This is a genomic window from Paraburkholderia sp. DD10 (assembly GCF_049177125.1).
In the GTDB taxonomy this organism is placed as follows: Bacteria; Pseudomonadota; Gammaproteobacteria; order Burkholderiales; family Burkholderiaceae; genus Paraburkholderia; species Paraburkholderia terricola.
Genome location: NZ_CP185393.1, coordinates 3,241,928 through 3,262,996 on the forward strand (window position 1 = coordinate 3,241,928; position 21,069 = coordinate 3,262,996).

20 protein-coding genes and 1 pseudogene are annotated in these 21,069 nt (G+C 63.2%); 12 read left to right on the plus strand and 9 right to left on the minus strand.

All coding sequences use genetic code 11. The features are described 5' to 3' along the window. Positions 1 to 55: 55 nt before the first annotated feature. The 4 genes from motB to flhD form a co-directional block, all read right to left on the minus strand. The gene (gene motB, locus ACOCG7_RS30090) at positions 56 to 1,063 is read right to left on the minus strand and encodes a flagellar motor protein MotB (protein WP_421378407.1); all 1,008 of its coding nucleotides are present in this window, start codon (positions 1,061 to 1,063) and stop codon (positions 56 to 58) included. 21 nt (positions 1,064 to 1,084) lie between these two features. Beyond that, positions 1,085 to 1,945 carry a flagellar motor stator protein MotA gene (gene motA / locus ACOCG7_RS30095; protein ID WP_073427790.1) on the minus strand — a complete coding sequence of 287 codons (861 nt, stop codon included), beginning with the start codon at positions 1,943 to 1,945 and terminating at the stop codon, positions 1,085 to 1,087. Between the two features lie 273 nt (positions 1,946 to 2,218). Beyond that, positions 2,219 to 2,779 (minus strand): flagellar transcriptional regulator FlhC, encoded by a 561-nt coding sequence (gene flhC, locus ACOCG7_RS30100; RefSeq protein WP_073427791.1) that lies wholly within the window; start codon positions 2,777 to 2,779, stop codon positions 2,219 to 2,221. Between the two features lie 51 nt (positions 2,780 to 2,830). Then, a complete protein-coding gene (flhD, locus tag ACOCG7_RS30105) occupies positions 2,831 to 3,151 on the minus strand; it encodes a flagellar transcriptional regulator FlhD (protein WP_013589958.1) in 321 nt (106 codons plus the stop codon). A gap of 714 nt (positions 3,152 to 3,865) precedes the next feature. Here flhD and ACOCG7_RS30110 point away from each other — a divergent pair. After that, positions 3,866 to 4,930, plus strand: coding sequence for a glycosyltransferase family 4 protein (locus ACOCG7_RS30110; RefSeq protein ID WP_073427793.1), 1,065 nt, complete (start codon positions 3,866 to 3,868; stop codon positions 4,928 to 4,930). Positions 4,931 to 5,220: 290 nt separating this feature from the next. On the opposite strand, the gene ACOCG7_RS30115 is transcribed toward ACOCG7_RS30110, so the two are convergent. After that, positions 5,221 to 5,523, minus strand: coding sequence for an H-NS family nucleoid-associated regulatory protein (locus ACOCG7_RS30115; protein WP_007179981.1), 303 nt, complete (start codon positions 5,521 to 5,523; stop codon positions 5,221 to 5,223). Between the two features lie 291 nt (positions 5,524 to 5,814). Here ACOCG7_RS30115 and aqpZ point away from each other — a divergent pair, with 291 nt between their 5' ends. Next, positions 5,815 to 6,555, plus strand: coding sequence for an aquaporin Z (aqpZ, locus tag ACOCG7_RS30120; RefSeq protein ID WP_073427794.1), 741 nt, complete (start codon positions 5,815 to 5,817; stop codon positions 6,553 to 6,555). 152 nt (positions 6,556 to 6,707) lie between these two features. Further along, the gene (locus ACOCG7_RS30125) at positions 6,708 to 6,833 is read left to right on the plus strand and encodes a hypothetical protein (RefSeq protein ID WP_268801984.1); all 126 of its coding nucleotides are present in this window, start codon (positions 6,708 to 6,710) and stop codon (positions 6,831 to 6,833) included. Between the two features lie 50 nt (positions 6,834 to 6,883). On the opposite strand, the gene ACOCG7_RS30130 is transcribed toward ACOCG7_RS30125, so the two are convergent. After that, positions 6,884 to 7,705 (minus strand): Cof-type HAD-IIB family hydrolase, encoded by an 822-nt coding sequence (locus ACOCG7_RS30130; RefSeq protein WP_073427921.1) that lies wholly within the window; start codon positions 7,703 to 7,705, stop codon positions 6,884 to 6,886. 97 nt (positions 7,706 to 7,802) lie between these two features. Then, the gene (locus ACOCG7_RS30135; protein ID WP_073427922.1) at positions 7,803 to 8,684 is read right to left on the minus strand and encodes a BadF/BadG/BcrA/BcrD ATPase family protein; all 882 of its coding nucleotides are present in this window, start codon (positions 8,682 to 8,684) and stop codon (positions 7,803 to 7,805) included. Positions 8,685 to 8,823: 139 nt separating this feature from the next. Between ACOCG7_RS30135 and ACOCG7_RS30140 the strand changes: the two genes are divergently transcribed. Beyond that, positions 8,824 to 9,420, plus strand: a complete 597-nt coding sequence (locus ACOCG7_RS30140; RefSeq protein ID WP_073427795.1) for a DNA-3-methyladenine glycosylase I — start codon at positions 8,824 to 8,826, stop codon at positions 9,418 to 9,420. A gap of 244 nt (positions 9,421 to 9,664) precedes the next feature. Continuing rightward, positions 9,665 to 10,089, plus strand: a pseudogene (locus ACOCG7_RS30145) (hypothetical protein). Between the two features lie 159 nt (positions 10,090 to 10,248). Here ACOCG7_RS30145 and rpsU read toward each other — a convergent pair. Further along, positions 10,249 to 10,461 (minus strand): 30S ribosomal protein S21, encoded by a 213-nt coding sequence (gene rpsU, locus ACOCG7_RS30150; protein ID WP_006050883.1) that lies wholly within the window; start codon positions 10,459 to 10,461, stop codon positions 10,249 to 10,251. A 359-nt stretch (positions 10,462 to 10,820) separates the two neighbouring features. Beyond that, a complete protein-coding gene (locus ACOCG7_RS30155; protein WP_073427796.1) occupies positions 10,821 to 11,762 on the minus strand; it encodes an aldo/keto reductase in 942 nt (313 codons plus the stop codon). Between the two features lie 268 nt (positions 11,763 to 12,030). On the opposite strand from ACOCG7_RS30155, the gene ACOCG7_RS30160 reads away from it, so the two are divergent. From ACOCG7_RS30160 to ACOCG7_RS30190, 7 genes are all read left to right on the plus strand, one after another. After that, positions 12,031 to 13,176, plus strand: coding sequence for a flagellin (locus ACOCG7_RS30160; RefSeq protein ID WP_073427797.1), 1,146 nt, complete (start codon positions 12,031 to 12,033; stop codon positions 13,174 to 13,176). Positions 13,177 to 13,332: 156 nt separating this feature from the next. Next, positions 13,333 to 14,838, plus strand: coding sequence for a flagellar filament capping protein FliD (gene fliD, locus ACOCG7_RS30165; RefSeq protein ID WP_073427798.1), 1,506 nt, complete (start codon positions 13,333 to 13,335; stop codon positions 14,836 to 14,838). Between the two features lie 5 nt (positions 14,839 to 14,843). Further along, complete coding sequence (locus ACOCG7_RS30170; RefSeq protein ID WP_073427799.1) at positions 14,844 to 15,158, plus strand: flagellar protein FliT; 315 nt, start codon at positions 14,844 to 14,846, stop codon at positions 15,156 to 15,158. Positions 15,159 to 15,460: 302 nt separating this feature from the next. Further along, positions 15,461 to 17,812, plus strand: a complete 2,352-nt coding sequence (locus ACOCG7_RS30175; RefSeq protein WP_073427923.1) for a tetratricopeptide repeat protein — start codon at positions 15,461 to 15,463, stop codon at positions 17,810 to 17,812. A gap of 39 nt (positions 17,813 to 17,851) precedes the next feature. Continuing rightward, a complete protein-coding gene (gene vioA, locus ACOCG7_RS30180; protein WP_073427800.1) occupies positions 17,852 to 19,000 on the plus strand; it encodes a dTDP-4-amino-4,6-dideoxy-D-glucose aminotransferase VioA in 1,149 nt (382 codons plus the stop codon). A 30-nt stretch (positions 19,001 to 19,030) separates the two neighbouring features. Beyond that, entirely contained in the window at positions 19,031 to 19,693 is a 663-nt protein-coding gene (locus tag ACOCG7_RS30185; protein ID WP_073427801.1) for an acetyltransferase, read from the plus strand. A 280-nt stretch (positions 19,694 to 19,973) separates the two neighbouring features. Beyond that, a complete protein-coding gene (locus ACOCG7_RS30190) occupies positions 19,974 to 21,053 on the plus strand; it encodes an HAD family hydrolase (RefSeq protein WP_073427802.1) in 1,080 nt (359 codons plus the stop codon). Positions 21,054 to 21,069: the final 16 nt, after the last annotated feature.

The window sequence follows — 21,069 nt, forward strand, 5'->3', positions numbered from 1 at the left end:
TCGCCGGGCTGCTCGCGCCAGTCGGGCGCGTGAACGGTCAGGCGATCGCCGTTTGTTACTGGGTCGCCCGCGTCGCCGCGGACACCTTCGGTGCAACCGTCACCGGTTGCGCAAGTCTTTGCAGCAGCGGCTTGGAGCCGGCTGCGTCGTCCGACAGGGTGGTCGTGGTGGAGTCGTCATGGTTGAGCGCCTCCTCCGACTTCCTGTTCAGCACGATGATGCTGATGCGGCGGTTTTCCGGATCCATCGGATCCGCCTTGTTCAGGTTCTGCGTCGACGCGAGGCCGAGCACGCGCATCACCTTCGCTTCGTCCATGCCGCCGGCGATCAGCTCGCGGCGCGACGCATTGGCGCGGTCCGCGGACAATTCCCAGTTGCTGTAGCCCTTCTCGCCGCCCGCGTACTGCGCGGCGTCGGTGTGTCCCTGCACGATGATGCGGTTCGGCACGTCGTTCAGCGTGTGACCGATTTCGCGCAGGATGTCGCGCATGTACGGCTCCACCTGATCTCTCGCCGTGGCGAACATCGGCCGCTTCTGCGAGTCGACGATTTCGATGCGCAAACCGGTCAGCGTCGAATCGATCCGGATCTGCTGCTTGAACTGGCGCAGCACCGGGTTCGCCTCGATCGCGGCCATCAGCTTGACCTGCAGATCGTGCAGACGGACCTGCTCGCGGCGCTCCAGCTCGCCCTGCAACTGCTTGAGCGAGTCTTCCGGCGCATGCGACACGGTGCGCTCGGCGCGGTTGTTCGTGCCGTCGGTGGAGCGCGTCACGCCCTGCGCGTCGGTCGAGATGTCGCGGCCGCCGCCCTTCAGAATGCTTGAATCCTCGGCGCTGCGGTCGCCGCCCCACAGCGTGATCTTCAACGGCTGGTTGAAGTACTCCGCGATGCCCTTCAACTGCACGGTGGAGGCCGAGCTCAGCAGCCACATCAGCAGGAAGAACGCCATCATCGCGGTCATGAAGTCCGCATACGCGAGCTTCCACGCGCCACCGTGATGGCCCGCCTTCTTCGGCGCGGCGCGCTTGACGACAATGGCGCGGTCTTTGTCCTTGCTCATCGCTTCGGTCCCCGGCGCCCGTTACTTGGCCTTGACCCGGCGCACGTGCTCTTCCAGCTCGGCGAACGACGGGCGTTCGGTCGAGAAGAGCACCTTGCGGCCGAATTCGACGGCGATCGCCGGGGCATAGCCGTTCAGGCTGGCGAGAATCGTCACCTTGATGCACTGGAACATCTTGGTCGACTCGGTCACGCGCTGTTCGGCGACGCTCGCGAGCGGCCCGATCAGTCCGTACGAAAGCAGAATGCCGAGGAAGGTGCCGACCAGCGCCTGGGCGATCATCTCGCCGAGCACCGCGGGCGGCTTGTCGGCGGAGGCCATCGTATGCACCACGCCCATCACCGCGGCCACGATGCCGAACGCCGGCATCGCGTCGCCGACCTTGTTCAGCGCGTGCGCGGGCGCCTCGCCTTCCTGGTGATGCGTTTCGATTTCCTCGTCCATCAGGCTTTCGATCTCGAACGCATTCATGTTGCCGCCCACCATCAGACGCAGATAGTCGGTGAGGAACTCGATGATGTGCTTGTCGGCGAGGATCTTCGGATACTGCGTGAAGATCGGGCTCTTCGACGGATCGTCGATGTCGGCTTCGAGCGTCAGCGTGCCTTCCTTGCGCGCTTTCGCCAGCAGGACGTAGAGGAGCGCCATCAGCTCCATGTACACGTCCTTGTTGTACTTCGCGCCCTTGAACAGGGTTGGAATGACGCGCAGCGTCGCCTTGATCGTCTTCATCCCGTTGCCGAGAATGAACGCGCCCACCCCGGCGCCGACGATCATCAGCACTTCAACGGGCTGCAGCAGCGCGCCGAGATGACCGCCTTCCAGCGCGTAACCGCCGAAAACGGACAAAAGCGTCACGAGTGTTCCCACGAAAATCAGCACTGCGGAGCCCTCACAAAGAAGCGACGGTGACCGTCGTTAAACTGGTTTACGGCAAGCGGGCAGAAAACTTTGACGGAAAAGCGGCCTGCCGCTCCGGTGTAAACCAGAGGCAAGTCAAAGCGGCGCAGTTGGGGCCGGGACTAGGTGGCCTGGCGGAAGGACGCGTCGGGACGGGGTGCGCTCGGGTGCCGGGGCACGCGGGCGGCGGATGACGGGCGCCAGGCGGCGGGCCACCGGCGATGCCGGCCCGCGCGCTGGCGGCCGGGCCGCGACTCAGGCTTCGAGCGCGGCGAGACTCTCGCGGGCCCGGGCGTCGGCGAATTTCTTTGTCTTACCGGCGCGCGAGGGCGGCTGGCAGAGGCCGCAGACGAACGCATGCTGCGGATCGTGCGCATGCGCGACAAAATGCCCGCCGCAGCGGCAGCAGGGCGTCATTTGCAGCATCCCGGAGTCGAAAAAACGCACCAGCGTCCAGGCGCGCGTGAGACTGAGCACGGGCTCGTCGTCGTGCAACTGGACGTGCTCCTGATAGAGCCGGTAGCTCTTCACGATCGACTGGATCGTCTCGCAGCCGCCATGGCCGGCCATGAAACGGTAGATGTTGTAGAACAGCGACGAGTGAAAGTTCGGCTGCCAGGTCATGAACCAGTCGGTCGAGAACGGCAGCATGCCCTTGGGCGGCGACACCCCTTTCAGTTCCTTGTACAGCTTGATGAGCCGGTCGCGCGACAGGCTGGTTTCAGCCTCCAGCAATTGCAGCCGCGCGCCGAGTTCGATCAGTTCGATCGCGAGGGTGATTTCCCTCACTTCGAGCACCACGCTTTTATAGGCCATCCGCTTGCATTGCCCCCGTCCTGATCGCTGCGTGTGAGGTGCGGGCTGTCATCAGCCGAGTTGCTCGACGGGCTGGCTTGCCATCAGGATCGCGGAATGCGCCTGAGCCACGGCGCTGGATTTGCCCTTGTCCGCCAGAGCGGACAGCACGGCATGGTCATCGAAACGGAAACGGCACAGCACCTGATTGGACGCCGCCAGCTTGACGGTCTGCGCCAACGACAGATTGGCAAGTACGTCGGCTAGCTGGTCCGAAATCCCCATGCGAAACATGCCCATCGGCTTGTCTTCGCGCAGCAGCCGCTGCGCGAGCAGGAGATAGGACAGGTTGACTTCTCTGATCTCATTGAGCATATCGCTTGTCGCGCTCATGATTCCCCCGGGGTGTATCTGGCTGGTCAGGCCGTTACGGAAACGTTTGCTCGAACGCGCGCACTTAAACGCACGAATCGGCTCGTTTCTGGTCTTGCACGCATTGTCTCGAATGGGGGCGCGGACGAAAATCGGACAGACACCCAGCCTGTTTGACGGATTAATCCGTCATTCATGTAGGAATTTTTCCTACACCGCAGGAGTGGGAAATGAAGTGAAAGGAAAGTGGGGCAATTCGCTTCAAGCCGCTATGCCATTTGAATTTTTCTTTGACGGCGATGCGAGGCGGACTCGGGTATCCGAGTGCTTCGCGGCGCGCCCCTCGGAAGGGTGAAAAACAATTATAAGACGTTTTCACCTCTGCGTAATACGCCCGATATAGGCGCCTTTCGCGTGTCAGGCGCGCGTCTTGCTACTGGCCTGCGCGGCTTTGACAGCGTGCGGGCAAGGCGGCCGCGAACATCGCCGAGTCGCTGGTACGGCCTTTCGGACAAACCTGTAACGGCCCATGTTTCCCGCTGTAACAACATTAAGCGTTTGAAAAATAACTCGAATTGGCGCGGCCAATCCCGATAATGAAGCTAAGGGATTACCCGATGCAGGTTCGGAGCACCCCCGGGCGGCGGCTAACCGCGCCCAACCGTCCGTCAGGCATTCGCTCCTCGCTCTACTCGAGCGCCGCTGTGCGAAGCCGTTCTGAATAGGAGAATACGCATGCGAATCGCACAAATTGCGCCGTTGTACGAAGCCGTCCCGCCGAAATTGTACGGCGGCACCGAACGCGTCGTGTCGTACCTGACCGAAGCGCTGGTCGACCTCGGCCACGACGTCACGCTCTTTGCGAGCGGCGACTCGGTGACCTCCGCGAACCTCGACGCCTGCTGGCCTCGCGCGCTGCGCCTCGATCCCACGATCCGCGACGCGCTCGCTCCGCACGTGCTGATGATGGAGAAGGTGCGCAAGGTGGCGCACGAATTCGACGTACTTCACTTTCACCTCGACTACATGCCGTTCCCGCTGTTCACGACGATGGACACCCCGTTCGTGACCACCCTGCACGGTCGGCTGGACCTGCCGGAGTTACAACCGGTATTCGACGCTTTTTCAAACGTGCCGGTGGTGTCGATTTCCGATTCGCAACGCGTGCCGCTGCCGCAGGCGAACTGGCTCAACACGATTTACCACGGCTTGCCCGACCAATTGCTGACGCCGCAGGCGCACAAGAAGCCGGAGTACCTGGCGTTCCTCGGTCGTATCTGCCCGGAGAAGCGCGTCGATACAGCTATCAAGATCGCTGCACAAAGCGGTTTGCCGCTGAAGATCGCCGCCAAGGTGGACAAGGTCGACCAGGACTATTTCAAGCGCGAGATCGAGCCGCTGCTGTCGCAGGCGCACGTGGAATTCGTCGGCGAGATCAACGAGGCGCAGAAGCCCGAGTTTCTGTCGGGCGCCAAGGCGCTGCTGTTCCCGATCGACTGGTCGGAGCCGTTCGGCCTCGTGATGATCGAATCGATGGCGTGCGGCACGCCGGTGATCGCGTTCAACCGCGGCTCGGTGCCGGAGGTGATCGACCACGGCGTGACCGGCTACATCGTGGAGGACGTGCAGGGCGCCGTGGCCGCGCTGCAGCGTCTGGACGAACTGTCGCGCACCGAAATCCGCGCGCAGTTCGAACGCCGCTTCAGTTCGACGACGATGGCGCAGAACTACGTCGACAGCTATTCGGCACTGATCGAAGCGACGCGCCGCCCGGTGCTGCGCCAGGTGGCGGTTGGCTGACAGGCGGAGCGCGAGCGGTTGATGCGTTTTTGCAATGAACAGGCGGCTATTATTTCTGCCGCCTGTGCCGCTTTCCTTTTCGCCGGTCAATTCGCAGGGGATTCACGATGTGAATCGTTTGCGCGCCCGGCAACTCGGGAGTTTCGCTCCCTTTCTCCAGAAAAAAGCCGCCCTTAAGGGTGGCTTTTTTTACGCGGCATGGATGCGCTTCCAACGTCCGATTAGAGCGAAGCGAATAAAGATCGAGTACGCCAACCTTCATTCAGCTTTCGCACCGGCGGCCAATCGGCTTAAGCCGCGCCAATCAGAAAACGTTCGCGATTCTTGCCGACGATCCACTTGGGCGGCTTGCCGCGCCCGCTCCATGTATTTCCCGATTTCGGATCCTGGTACTTCGCCGGCAGCGGCGCCTTCTTGGGCGGACGGCCGCGCTTGGCGGCCACGGCGAAGCCGAGGTCCTGCGCGGTGAGACCGTATTCGGCGATCTTTTGGCGGATGTCGGCGACAACATTGTCGATTTCCGTACGACGGGCTTCTTCAGCCTGTGCCTGTAATTTGGCGATCTGCGCCTTGAGGTCTGCATATTGAGACATTGTGGTTCTCCCCTTTCTGAACTCATTCGCTCGAAGATTAACTGCAATTATGCGGATTCGCAATGGCGAACAATACCGATTTAGGACGATATCATCTGATAATAATTAAGCGTCGTTGAATTGTTAAACGACATCTTTATTCGCCAATAAGAGGTAAAGCCGGTCTCGGTATTGACAATTCTTGACACCTGCTTTGTCTGGCTTTCCCTAAAATTGCGCATTCCCAAGATGCGCGGGCGCACGTAGCCGTCCGTGTCCCCAAGAGCGTCTGTCTTTTTAGGATCACCAATCATGCAGTTGTCAAAGCGCCTCGCGGCCGAACTTTTCGGCACTTTCTGGCTTGTGCTCGGCGGGTGCGGCAGCGCGGTTCTCGCCGCCAACTTCGCCGGCCCGGTCCACGGTTTGGGCATCGGCTTCGTGGGCGTGTCGCTTGCCTTCGGCCTGACTGTCCTCACCATGGCTTTTGCGATCGGCCACATTTCCGGCTGCCACCTGAATCCGGCGGTGAGCGTCGGCCTGACCGTCGCCGGGCGTTTTCCGGCTCGCGACCTGCTGCCGTACATCGTCGCGCAAGTGATCGGCGCGGTGCTGGGCGCGCTGGTGCTGTCGTTGATCGCCTCCGGCAAGCCCGGCTTCGATCTGATCGCCAGCGGCTTCGCCAGCAACGGCTATGGCGAGCGCTCGCCGGGCCATTACTCGCTCGCGGCCGCGTTCATTTGCGAAGTGGTAATGACCGGCTTCTTTCTGTTCGTCATCCTCGGCGCGACCGACAAGCGCGCGCCGGCTGGTTTTGCACCAATCGCGATCGGCCTGTGCCTCACACTCATTCACCTGATCTCGATCCCGGTCACGAACACGTCGGTCAACCCGGCTCGTTCCACCGGCCCGGCGCTGTTTGTCGGCGGCGCGGCGATGGATCAGTTGTGGATGTTCTGGGTCGCACCGATCATCGGTGCGGTGATCGCAGGTGTGCTGTACCCGCTCATCGCGGAAAGCCGCAGCGGCAAGTCGCAGAAACTGGCAATCGACTAACCAGCGAGTGCATTTGCGAGACTGTTGGAACGGGCGCTAAGGCGCCCGTTTTGTTTGGCGCCAGAGCTCGGCCGTTTGACCGTGGCTGGAATCACAACGATCGTCATTGGGGGCCGCGATGGTCGAGGCGACTACGGCGATCGCCGCGGCGGATGGCACGGCTGATCGTCAGGCCCGGCAAGGCGCGGCGGACGCGGCTTGATGGCCCGACGCTCGTTGCGGCTGCTCGCGAAGGCATCAAGGCACAGCGCGCGCCGCAGCCCGAACACGACGAATAATCGGCCCGCGTCCACGAAGGTGGATGCGGGCCGATTTCATTTTCAGGTCATCAGGCTATCAATTCGTCGTCGATCGAGAAGAGCTTGCGCAGATGGTGCGCAACGCCCGCTTCGAAGTTGTTGCCGATGCGCGGCACGTTCGGCAGGCGCGTGACGAGGTCGGGATTGGCATTGTTCATCATGAACGGATGACCGGCCGTCTCCAGCAGGTCGATATCGTTCATGTTGTCGCCGAACGCCACGCACAGCGACGCATCGACGCCGAGGCGCTCGAGCACGATCCGCAAGGCGCGGCCCTTCGACACGTTCGACGTCATCACTTCCAGACAGTCCGGCAGCGAGTAGGTGACATAGAGCGCGTCGCCAAACTCGCGCGCGAGATTCGCCGCCACCAGCGCGAGATCGGCAGGCTCGCCGATATAGAGCGCCTTTGCGATGTCGACGCCGTCGTGATTCGGCAGGTCCGTCACCTCGTAGGTGAAACCGGAGTCCTGGTGATATTTCAGCAGATGCGGCGCATGGCGGTCGATCAGCCACGCCTGGTCGGCGAACAGGTTGACGATCACACGGCCATGCGCGCCGGCGATTTCGGGCAGGACAAGCCGTTGCACAATTGCCGGCGGCAGATCGTCCGCGTGGAGGACCGTATTGTCGGGCGCGTGGATGCGCGCGCCATTCGAGGTGATCAGATACGGGCTGATGCCCAGTAAGTCGCGAATGCCCGCGACGTCGCAGTAATGGCGGCCCGTGGCAATCACGAACCGCACGCCGTCGCTTTCCAGCTTGCGCACGGTAGCGACGGTGAACGGGTCGAGCTGGTGGTCGGCGTTGAGTAGCGTGCCGTCGAGATCCGTGGCGATGACTTTATACATGTGCGGGCAGCCGGGCAGCGTCAAAGCGTGCATTTTACCGTTGCCGGCCGCGTTCGCCGGCTCGCGCTCGCGATGCACCAACCCCATGCGCTCATTCTCACCCCGTGAGGCGAGCCGCTTCCCGCTGCGCGAGCCGCAAGCCGCCATGCGCGGAATCGGCCAAGGGTTCGCGCAAGCGCGCCTGGTAAATCTGCGGCACGTATTCGCGCAACGGTGCGCCCAGCCCGCCGCACAACGCAATCGGCAAGCTCGCCGACGGGTCGAGCGCCGCGATCATCTTCCCCACTTCAGCGCCCGCCTCGCCGAGCAGCCGCGCCGCGAACGGATGCGTGCGATGCGCGATGACGATCGGCGCGAGCCTCGCATACGCGGTCTGATTGGCCTCGCATAGCCAGACCACGAGGCCGTCGCGGTCGTGCGCGCCGGTATGCGCGAGCAGGGCTTGCACCAGATCGTCGTTGGGTCCGCGACCGTCGAGCGCGTGCTGCGCGTGCACGATGGCGCGCACTCCGAGCCAGGCGCCGCTCGCCTCATCGCCCGATGGGAAGCCGTAGCCGCTGACAATCCGGCACTCGCCGTCAGCGCCGAGCGCGGCCGCGACACTGCCGGTGCCAAGCGCGACGATCACGCCTTGCGCGCCGCCGTGCGCACCCAGCAAGGTCGTGTAGGCATCGCTTTCAATGGCGAGCCCGGCTAGCGCGGGCGCCCGCGCCCGAAAGGCGCTCAACCAGTCGCGATTGTTGACTCCTGCCAAGCCGCAGCCGAGCACGCAGCGCGACCAGTCCAGCGTTGCGCCGACGCTTGCGAATGCGTCGGCGCAACCGGCCGTGATTGCCTCCCAAGCCCGTTCCACGCCGAGCCCCAAACCCGATGGTGCGCCCGCCGCCTGCGCCAGTTCACGGCCGCGCGCGTCGCCGAGCACGACTCGCGTACCGCTGCCGCCGCCGTCAATGCCGATCAGAAAAAAGTCGTTGTTCATCGAATCGAATGGGTTGGGGTGGGAATAACGCATAGCGTGGCAGGTCAGTTTCAATCCCGCAATCGGCCAAACGGCCAGCTTGCGGCGCGCCCGGCTTCCGCTATGCTGGCGGTCGCCATCACAACGCAGGAGCGCGACAGTGACTGAACGATGCAACTGGGTGTCGAGCGAAGCGCTCGCACACTACCACGACACCGAATGGGGCGTGCCCTCGCGCGACGACCGGCATCTGTTCGAGATGCTCGTACTGGAGGGCGCGCAGGCGGGTTTGTCCTGGTCCACGATTCTCAATAAGCGGGCCGGCTATCGCCGCGCTTTTGCCGATTTCGACATCGACAAGGTGGCGCGCTTTACGCCGAAACAGGTGGAAGCGCTGGTGCTGGACGAAGGAATCGTCCGCCACCGCGGCAAGATCGAAGCGGCCGTCAACAACGCTCGCGCCGTGCAGCAGATTCAGGCGGAACATGGGTCGCTCGCCAACTTCGTCTGGTCGTTCGTCGACCAGACGCCGATCCAGAACGAGTGGGCGTCGTATAAGCAGGCGCCTGCGTCGACGGAGGTGTCGGACGCGCTCAGCAAGGGGTTGAAGCGTTACGGCTGCAAGTTCGTCGGCTCGACTATCTGTTACGCGTTCATGCAGGCTGTCGGCATGGTGAACGACCACGAGGCGAACTGCATGTGCCGCGCGCGATGCGTGGCGCTCGCCAAGAAGGAACGCAACCGGAAAGCGGGTTGATACGGTTGCGGTTCATCGCGGCTGCGAGGTCGACGCGCCATCGGGTAAAGCCCTGCTGCGCTTTCTGGCGCGATCGGTCGTTATATGGTTATGAGCGCGGCGCGGTCGAGGACCAGAAGCCGAATCCGTGAATTGAAGGTGTTTCGCGTTGTTAGTCCGAAGTTGGTAAATCGGCGCCAACGGGATACTTCAACTCATGCGCTGAATCAATGACCAACCGCTGTGCAAACGCGTGGGGACGACCATGAAGACGCTTAACTTCCTGACGCATCAGGACATTTTCGACCAGGCCGTGGGGCACCTGTTCGACCAGAAACGCGCTGCGCTGCTGCCCCGCGGCGGCGGCGCCTACCGCGGCTATTGCGGCGGCTGCCCGGTGGGCAACTTCATCAAGCACGCGACTATATGACCGCGATGGAAGGCGTCCCGGTGCGCTATATCGGCAAAACGCCCGCTGAGGTGCCCGCCTATATGGACGTTGGCGTATCAGCACTGAAAAATGCGCTCTTGCGCGCGCGCATCAACGTGTACGACCAAGCCACCGTCGATCTGCTCAGTTGCCTGCAAAACGTGCACGACGTCTTCGGTACTTGGGAATGGCGTGAGCGTTTGACCTCGATCGCCCGCCAGTTCGGACTGTCCGCCGAGAGACTGAAGAGCGCCGCATAACACTCGGCAATAGCGCAACAATACGCGGCGGCACGGCAATGCACGAACCAGCGTCAAAAAAAGCCGGCACTCGAAACGCGACATGCCCCAAAAAGCAAAACGGCGATGTGGCTTCTTTCGAAGCTCACACCGCCGTTCGGCCGTGCGGAAAAAACGTGCTTAGTGCAGCTTTTTCGGCAGCATCTGGCTACGCAGACGCTTGTGCAGACGCTTCACAGCAGCTGCCTTCTTGCGCTTACGCGCCGTGGTCGGCTTTTCGTACGATTGGCGCTCACGCAGTTCTGCGATCAGGCCATTTTTTTCGATAGCACGACGAAAGCGGCGAATCGCCACTTCGAACGGCTCGTTTTCTTTCAGAAGAATCGTCGTCATGTAATTCCTAACTCAATCACTTGATATGGGTTGATTGCGTGGCGGGAGACCGCTCACGCGCCGGCCCTCCGGTCGCTCCGATTCATGGCCAGTAACAGGCAAACGCGGGAAGAACCCGGCCAAACCATGAATGAAACGAGAGGCAAAGCGGCCACGGAGGCCGGAAAAGAGAGGTGCGGAACTCACCGCGGAACGCGGACAGACGTATTGCAAAATGCCGCGCCTGCTGCCGTTTCGCCTAGCTTTCACCAACGAAAAACATTGACGAAACCGGCAAAGATCTCAATTCACTCCCGATAATATCAGGAAACCGCCCATCGTACCAGGGGTTTAGGGATTCCGCCAGGTCCGTCGAGTGATCATGCGCTCGCCTCGTCCAGTTCGCGGATATCGGCGCCGGTCAGCACCAGGTGGACGGCCGCCGCGAGGCTGTTGAGCTGCTCGACCGAAGTCGCGCTGGCGATCGGCGCGGTCACGCTCGGCCGCGCGATCAGCCACGCCAGCGCGACGGTAGCCGGCGTGCTGCCGTGCCGCTCGGCGACCCGGTCGAGCGCGCCCAGAATCCGCAGACCGCGCTCGTCGAGGTACCGCTCGACCCGGCTGCCGCGCGCCTTATTGACCAGATCCGCCGGCGAGCGGTACTTGCCGGACAGAAAGCCGCTTGCAAGGCTGTAGTACACCACCACGCCGAGTTGGCGGGCGAGCGCCACCGGTTCGATATCGCTTTCGTATTCGGCGCGGTCGTACAGGTTGTACTCCGGCTGCAACAGTTGATATTCGGGCAGACCGTGCCGGCGGGACACGGCGAGCGCTTCCTCGATACGCGCGCCGCCGTAGTTCGAGGCGCCGATCACCCGCACCTTGCCCGCCTCGATCAGCTTCTGGTAGGCGCCCAGCGTTTCCGCGAGCGGCGTGTCGGCGTCATCATCGTGGGAAAAGTAGATGTCGACGTAATCGGTTTGCAAGCGTCGCAGCGAGTCCTCGAGCGCCGCCTGGATGTTGGCCGCCGACAACCCCTTGCGCCGCGGATGCTTGGACACCTTGGTGGCGAGCACGATCCGGTCGCGCCGGCCACTTTTGCGCAGCCACTTGCCGATGATGGTCTCCGACTCGCCGCCCTGGTTGCCGGGCACCCACGCCGAATAGACATCGGCGGTATCGATGAAGTCGAGACCGGCATCCACGAACGCATCCAGGATCGAAAACGAGGTCGCTTCGTCGGCGGTCCAGCCGAATACATTGCCGCCGAACATGAGCGGCGCCACCTCCAGTTCCGAACGTCCAATCCTGCGCTTTTGCATGATTTCTCCTGGCTTTTTCACGAGAGCAATCGAGAATACGCCGTCTCCCGGATGCCTGCAGCAAAGCGTGCCGACCGGGCCGCAAGCCTTGCCTGGCGGCGCTCGGCGCGCCAGGCAAGGCAAACGTTTGGGCCCCCATTACAGAAAGTTCCTCAAGTTTTTTTTAGAGGGGCCGTCAACCTTCACTGAGGCGGCCAGCAATGAACGAGTGCTTCCGCCGATGCCAAACCTGGCGTACTGGGCTCAAGGCTTATTTAGGAGATTTTCCATGCTCGGAATCAATAGCAACATCAACTCGCTGGTTGCACAGCAAAACCTTAATGGCTCGCAAAGCGCCCTTTCGCAAGCCATCACCCGTCTGTCGTCGGGCAAGCGCATCAACAGCGCAGCTGACGATGCGGCAGGTCTCGCGATCTCGACGCGTATGCAAACGCAGATCAACGGCCTGAACCAGGGCGTGTCGAATGCGAACGACGGCGTGTCGATGATCCAGACCGCCTCGAGCGCACTGTCCTCGCTGACCTCGAGCCTGCAACGTATCCGCCAACTGGCCGTGCAGGCATCGACCGGTTCGCTGTCGTCGAGCGACCAGGCCGCGCTGCAGAAGGAAGTCGCCGCGCAAGTCTCGGAAGTGAACCGTATTGCGTCGCAAACGACGTACAACGGCACGAACATTCTGGACGGCTCGGCAGGCAGCGTGACGTTCCAGGTCGGCGCGAACGTCGGTCAAACGATCAGCCTGGATCTGAGCCAGTCGATGTCGGCTGCGAAGATCGGCGGCGGTCTGGTGCAAACGGGTCAAACCGTCGGCACGGTGTCGGTCAGCCTGGACGCTGCTGGCGCCTACACGGCTACCGGCGCGACGATCACCGCGGTCAACGTGCTGTCGGACGGCAAGGGCGGCTACACGTTCACGGACCAGAACAACCAGGCGATCAACTCGACCGTCGCCGGCGCGATCTTCAGCACGGGCACGCAGTCGGGCACCGGCACCGCCATCACGACCCTGGCGCTCAGCGCCGGTGCAACGACGACGGCAGGCGCGGGTTCCGCTGCTCAGGTTGCGGCAGTTGCGCAGATCAACGCGATCAACAGCCCGCCGACGGTTTCGGGCCTCGACATCAGCACGGTCACGGGCGCGAACCAGGCACTGGTCTCCATCGACAATGCACTGCAGACGGTGAACAACCTGCAAGCATCGCTCGGTGCCGCGCAAAACCGCTTCACCGCAATCGCAACCTCGCAGCAAGCTGAATCGACGGACCTGTCGTCGGCACAGTCGCAAATCACGGACGCCAACTTCGCACAGGAAACGGCGAACCTGAGCAAGGCGCAAGTGCTGCAGCAAGCGGGTATCTCGGTGTTGGCGCAAGCTAACTCCAACCCGCAGCAAGTTCTGAAGCTCCTGCAGTAAGAGCCGACGCGGCAACGGTGATGCGCCGCGCGAGAAGCGCGGCGCATCACCGGTTTCAAGCAACGGGAGGCACGCCTCCCGCTCTGCATTTGCATGACCTAGTGATGTAGCATCGCGCACCACCTAATACAGATTCCCAGACGCCGGAGCCTCTGCATGTCCACGATCTCAACCTCGTCTGCCACAGCAAGCGCCAACGCCGCGCTGCAGTCGGCCGCTCAGTCGATCATCAGTGGTTCGACGGGTAATTCGTCGATGGACGTGTCGTCACTCGTCACGGCACTCGTCAACGCCAAGACCGCGGGACAAACCGCGACGCTGGCGGCGCAACAAAGCAAGGACAACACCACGCTGTCCGCTTACGGCGCACTGAGCTCCGCGCTCGCCGCACTGCAGTCGGGCGTCACGAACCTCGCCAACGGCACCACGCTGTCGTCCTTCGCGGCCACCGCGAGCGGCACCGGGCTAACGGCGACAGCCGGCGTCGGCGCCGTGGCCGGCACCTACTCGGTCGCGGTCACGCAGATCGCCAGCTCGCAGGCATTGTCCTCGGCGGCCTTCGGCACCAGCGCGCAACTGGGCACCGGCACGCTGTCGATCGCGCTCGGCGGCAAGTCGATGGACATCAGCATCGACAACACCAACAACACGCTCTCGGGCATCGCGTCGGCAATCAACGCCAGCAGCAACAACCCCGGTGTCACGGCGACCATCGTGACCGGCACGGACGGCGCCCACCTCGTGCTGCGCGCGGCGAACACCGGCGCGTCGAACGTGATCAACGTGTCGACCAGCAACGTCACGAGCGACAACGGACTTTCGAGCCTCGGCGTGACCTCGACCGCGAGCACCACCGGCGGCCAGTCGTCGATCGTCTCGGCGAATGCCGGCAGCGCCTGGACGCAAAGCGGCTACGCGCAGGACGCGCAGTTCACGGTTGGCGGGATCGCGGCCAGCAGCTCGAGCAACGCCGTGACCGGGGCCATTTCGGGTGTCACGATAAACCTGGCCGCGGCATCCGCGGGGACCACGCAGACGCTGACCATTGCGCAGGACACCGCCTCGCAGAACACCGCGATCACCAATTTCGTGAGCCTCTACAACACTGTCATCGCGACGATGGCCACGCTCACCTCGTACAACGCCGGATCGTCGCAGCAAGGCGCGCTGCTGGGCGACTCCACACTGCAGACGATCAAGAACACGCTGGCGACGATCATTGGCGGCGCGGTCGGCTCGGGCAGCACCGGCGCCACGCTGGCGGCGATCGGCATCACGCTGAAGGACGACCCGGCGGACGGCACGCTGGTGGTCGACAACAACAAGCTGAACACCGCCCTCACGAGCAGCCCGGCTACCGTCGCCACGCTGTTCAACACGACCAACGGTATTGCCGAGCAGTTGAACACGAGCATTACCAACTTCACGAAGACCGGCGGCATTATCGACACGCGCAAGACCGCGCTGAACGCCGACCTCAAGAGCATCACCACGCAGCAAACCGCCCTCGCCGACTACACCACGCAGTTGACGGATCAGTACCAGGCGCAGTTCACCGCCCTGAACACGTTGATGGCGACCATGAACAACAACTCGGCCTACCTGACCGCGCTGTTCGGCGGCAAGGACAGCGCCGGCGCGATGGCCACCAACAAGAGCTAAGCCACATGGACGCGCACGACATGAATCAGACGGAACTGGCCGCACAGGTGCTGTCGATCACACGGGCAATCGAACAGGCCGCGTCGCTCGCCGACTGGCTGGAAGCGGCCCGCCTGACCGAAGCGCGCTCGCCATTGCTGATGCAGCTCACAGCGGACCAGGAACCGGCCGCGCTGGAGATGATCCGCGAGGTTCAGGCCATCGACGCAGCGCTGCTCGCGGACGCGGCAACCACCCAGAACGAACTGCACATCGAGTTCGAAGCGGCGATCGGGCGCACCAGGGCCGCCGGCGAATACCAGCGGGTCGCGCAACTCTGACTCCGCTTGCTGCCCGGCAGCCGCTGCGGGCCGAAGCGATTCAACCGGCTCGCGGGATCGCCCCGCTGGACGGCACCGCAACACCGAACCGCGGCACCCGACAATAAGAACCAGGCGCCGAAGTGAGGCGCGCTCTTCCTCAGCCCGCCTCGTGCGGGCTTTTTTCTGCGTTTCGGGCTCCCGCCCACGTTCGCCATACGCCAAACAGGCGGTCTTTTTACCGTCATCTCCGCGCATCGGAAAGGTGCGCCCGGTCGCACAATTTCCTTCATAGACCATTCCGTGCCGAGACCATGACTCTCCTGACCGAGCAGCCGACCGCTGAAACCCTGACGCCCGAGCAACAGCTCGAACATGACATCGCCTTGGTCTTGCAGGCCGCGCTCCAGCTTCATCACAAGGGAGAGTTCGACGACGCCGAAGCGCTGTACAAGGCGATCCTCGAAGCCAAGCCCGCCCATGGCGACGTGCTGTACAACCTCGGCGTGCTTTGCGTGCAGTGCAAGCGTCCCGCCGACGGCCTGCCGTATCTCGAAGCCGCGCTCGGCGGCGCGCCGAATAACGGGCAATTCTGGGTGGCATATATCAACGCGTTGATCGACGCGGGACAGACTCAGGCCGCCTGGCTGGCGCTCGAAATGGGACAGCAACGGGGCTTGAAGGGGCCGGCGGTCAACGGGCTGATTACGCGCATGGCCCATGACGGCGGCGGGTACGCCACCTCCGCGGTCGCTTCCGTGGCTGCCGCGCCCGCGCCGACCGTGCCTGCGGCCGCTGAAGCGGATCAGGAAACCGCGGCCGCGAAAGTCGCGGCGAGCGATACGCGCCGCCCCACCCCGCAAGAGATGAATCGCTTCAACACGCTCTTCAACAAGGGCCACATTTCCGACGCCATCAAACTCGGACGAAGCCTGGCGGAACGATTTCCGGCACATGGTCCGGCATGGCGTTCGCTCGGCATCGCGCTTCATCGCGGCGGCCAGTATGTCGAAGCCATTGCAGCCCTGAAAACCGGCATATCGCTGGGCAGCGACGACGCCGAGGCGCGCAAGGCCGTCGCCGACCTGCTGCGAGTGACCGGTCAGCATGCCGACGCCGAAGCCGAGTGCAGAAAGCTGCTTGCGCTCAATCCCGACTATTCGGAAGGCCATCGTGTGCTCGGGCTCGTACTCTCCGCCCGGGGCGAGCACCGCGAAGCGATCGCCGAGTGCCGCCGCGCGGCCGAGCTGACCCCCGAGTATGGCGAGTCCCACGGCACCCTGGGCGTGGTGCTGCTCGACTACGGCGCCTCGCAAGAGGCGGAATCGAGCTTTCGCCGTGCGCTCGATCTCGAACCCAGGAACGCGATGACGCGCAGCAATTTGCTGTTCAGCATCGCGCACAACCCCGACATCGACACCGAGCAAATTTACGCGGAGCATCGCAAATACGCGCAGGTTCATGAAGCATCGCTGCGCCTGCCCAAGCCGCGCCACACCAACAGCCGCGCGGTGGATCGCACGCTGAAAGTGGGCATCGTCTCCGGCGATCTGTTCCGGCACGCCGTGTCGTCCTATTTGATGCCGGTCATGGAGCCGCTCGCACAAGACGAGGGCCTGGCGCTGCACGTCTACTACAACCACATCGTCGAGGACGACTACACCCAGCGCCTGCGCGGCTATGCGAAGCAATGGCGCAACGTCTCCAGCATGACGGATGAGGCGTTCATCGCCCAGGTTCGCGCCGACAAGATCGACATCCTGATCGACCTGAGCGGGCATACCGGTCGCAACCGGCTGCAGGCGTTCGCCCGCAAGCCCGCGCCGATCCAGGCAAGCTGGATCGGCTACCCGGCGACCACCGGCCTCGACGCCATGGACTACTATCTCAGCGACAGGTTCTTCACGCCGTTCGGCGACATCGAGCGTCAGTTCTCCGAGAAGCTCGTGCATCTCGCGGCGATCGGCCCATTCCAGCCTGAAAAGAACGCGCCGCCGGTCAACATCTTGCCGGCCATGCACAACGGCTACATCACTTTCGGCAGTTTCAACCGCTTGAACAAGCTGCGTCCCGACGTGATCGCCCTATGGGCGAAGCTGCTTCGCGAGCTGCCCACCGCGCGCATGGTGCTCGGTTCGATGTCCGGCGACGACGGCGACGAGAACCTCGTCAACTGGTTCGCCAACGAAGGCATTTCACGCGATCGCCTGAGCTTTCGTCCGCGCTCCACGATTGCGGTCTACCTGCAACAGCACTATCAGGTCGACATTTGTCTCGACACGTTCCCCTACACCGGTTCAACGACCGTTCTGAACTCGTTGTGGATGGGCGTGCCCACGCTGACGATGGCCGGCAAGACCATGGCGAGCCGCGCGGCCGCGGCATGGCTATCGCACTCGGGCCTGCAAGCGTTCGTCGCCGGTAACGCGGATGACTTCGTCGCAAAGGGCGTCGAGCTTGCCGCCGACATCCCGGCGCTCGCCAGCCTGCGCACGTCGTTGCGCGAGCGTTGCATGGCGTCGCCCGCGTTTCAGCCCGAGCGGGTTGCGAACAGCCTTTCGAGCGCGCTTCGCACGATGTGGCGACGCTGGTGCGACGGCCTCGCCCCCGCCGCGTTCAGCGCCGACGGCACTCAACCCGCCAGCAACAACCCGGTCCACGCCACGCCGCGGTAGTCACGCGTGACCCGGACTCAAACCAGCAGTGAGGAAATCATGGGCTCAAGCGCGCCTCTTCGAGCGATCGCGTCACTGGACGACGAACGCATCTATGTCACCCAGCCGCATCTGCCGCCGCTGGCGGAGTTCCTGCCGTACCTCGAAAAGATCTGGGACAGCAAGATCCTCACGAACGGCGGCCCGTTTCATCGGCAACTCGAAAAGGCGCTCTGCGATTACCTCGGGGTCGAGCATCTCGCGCTGTTCGCCAACGGTACGCTGGCCCTCGTGACCGCGCTGCAGGCGCTGCGCATCAACGGCGAAGTCATCACGACGCCCTATTCCTTCGCGGCGACCGCGCATTCGCTTCTGTGGAACGGCATCAAGCCGGTCTTCGTGGATGTCGACCCCGATACGCTCAACCTCGATCCCGTCAAAATCGAGGCTGCCATCACGCCTCAAACGACGGCCATCATGCCGGTGCACTGCTACGGCCATCCTTGCGATGTCGAGGCGATCCAGAAAATCGCCGACAACTACAACCTCAAGGTGATTTACGACGCCGCGCACGCGTTCGGCGTGCGCACCGAGAGCGGCAGCGTGCTCCGTCACGGCGATCTGTCGATCGTCAGTTTCCACGCCACCAAGGTCTTCAACACGTTCGAAGGCGGCGCGATCATTTGTCCGGACGCAAAGACCAAGCAGCGCATCGATCACCTGAAGAACTTCGGTTTCGTGGACGAAGTCACCGTCGTGGCGGCGGGCATCAACGGCAAGATGAGCGAAATCAATGCCGCCTTCGGGCTGCTGCAACTGCAACACGTCGACCAGGCCTTGGCGAAGCGCAAGGCCATCGACGCGCAGTACCGCGAGTTGCTCGCCGGCGTGCCGGGAATCCGCTGCCTGCCGGATACGGGCGAAAAGGTCGCGAACTATGCGTATTTTCCCGTTCAGGTGCTGGACGATTTTCCGATCAGCCGGGACGCGCTGTATGACCGCCTGAAGGAGCACGACATCTATGCGCGCCGCTATTTTTATCCGCTGATTTCCGAGTTTCCGATGTATCGAGGCTTGCCGTCAGCGCACAATGACAATCTGAGCGCGGCAAGCGCGGCTTCAAAACGGATCTTGTGCCTGCCGATCTATCCCGATCTGGATCCGGGGCAGGTCGCGCGAATCGTGAGCATCATTGCCGGCGTGAGATAAACGCGCTCAGTCGATAGCTGGACCTATCCCATGCAAGACATCGTGCTCGTCGGATCTTCAGGCCACGCCAAGGTCGTTATCGATATCGTCGAAAAGGCGGGGCGCTACCGCATCGCCGGCCTGATCGACGGCTTCCGCACGCCGGGTGAGGAGACGCTCGGCTATCCGGTGCTCGGCGGCCCGTCCGATCTGCCCGCCCTGAATGCCCGGTTCGATCTCAAGGGCGCTCTGGTGGCGATCGGGGACAACAGCGTTCGCGCGCGCGTCGCCGCCGAAGTGGCCGCCCTATGCCCGCAATTGCCGTTCGTCACCGCGATCCATCCCGCCGCCAGCGTCGGGAACAACGTGGCCATCGGCGCGGGCACGGTCGTCATGGCAGGCGCCGTCGTCAATCCGTGTTGCCAGGTCGGGCGGTTCTGTATCGTGAACACGAATGCGTCGCTCGATCACGATTGCGTCATGGAGGACTACGCGAGCCTCGCGCCCGGCGTCACTACCGGCGGCAATTGCCGCATCGGCAGCCATGCCGCCGTGAGCATCGGCGCGGTCCTGCGCCATGGGATCACCATTGGCGAGCACAGCGTGGTGGGCGCCGGCTCACTGGTGCTCGGACCCGTGGATGCTTTCTCCATTGCATACGGAACGCCCGCGAGGAAAATCCGCGATCGTCAGCCGGGCGACAAATATCTCTAGCCGCCACCGTGTGCCCCGGCGGATTTCTCATGGCGAACCTGTCGCCTTGCGCCGCGCGATTGAAGTCAACCAATCAGGTTCGTTTGTCGATTTGAATCGGACGGTTCCGGCCAGCTCCCGGCCTGAATGTATTTCGCGCGGCGCCCCTGCCTTGCGCTTCTGCCTTATTCCATTGGCATTTTTTCAGCTAAAAAAATCTCGCCACCGGCTGCAATAACCGCTTTCCGCGATTAGACTGGCGCTCGCTCAAGATCCGATCACCGCTTTCCATGAGGTTTTCATGATTCGCACGATGCACCGGTATTGCGTGGCTTATTGCGTTGCTTTAACCGTTGTGGTCCTTTCAGGTTGCGCCGTCACGCCGCGTCAGAGTGCGAGTGAGTCGCCCGCCGGCGCATCGACGGCCGCCGCGCTCGCATCCTGGAACGACACCGGGACGAAACGCTCGCTCGTCGATTTCGTCACGCTGGTCACCACGCCCGAGTCGAAGGATTTCATCCCGCGCGCGGATCGCATCGCTGTGTTCGACAACGACGGTACGTTGTGGCCGGAGCAGCCCGCGTCGGTGCAACTGGTGTTCGCGCTGCAGCGCGTGAAGACGGCGGCGGCGCGGCATCCCGAATGGAAGCGGCAGGAACCGTTCCGCTCGATCCTCAAAGGCAATCTGAAGAGCGTCGCGGCGAGCGGCGACGCCGGCTCGATGCGCGTACTGGCGGCGGCGCACGCGGGCATGAGCGGCGATCAATTCGCTGCGCTCGTGCATGAATGGCTCGACACCGCGAGCGATCCGCGCTTCGACCGGCCTTACGCCGAGCTCGCATTTCAACCCATGCTCGAGCTGCTCGCCTATCTGCGCGCCAACGGCTTCAAGACCTATCTGGTGACCGGCGGCGACGTCGAGTTTGCCCGCGAGATCGCACAGCGCGTGTATGGCATTCCGCCGGAGCAGGTGATCGGCAGCACCGTCAAGTACAAGTACGGTCAGACCAACGGCGCGGTTTCGCTGACCCGGCTCGCGCAGGTCGACACGCTCGTGGACGGCGCGGCCAAGCCGCTTGCAATCGATCGCGTGATCGGCCGGCGTCCGGTGATTGCATTCGGCAACGCGGACGGCGACATACCGATGCTCGAATGGACCTCGACGGGCGACGGCCCGCGCCTCGCCGCGCTCGTCCATCACACGGACCCGGAGCGGGAATATGCCTATGACCGTGCATCGAAGAGCGGCAAGCTCGACAAGGGTCTCGAGGAAGCCGGCGCGAAAGGCTGGGTCGTCGTGGATATGAAGGATGACTGGAAGACGGTGTTCAGGACGCAGCCCACGGCGGCCACCGCGAGCGCGGGCGCGCCGGTGAGGTAAGACGCAAGCGCAAAAG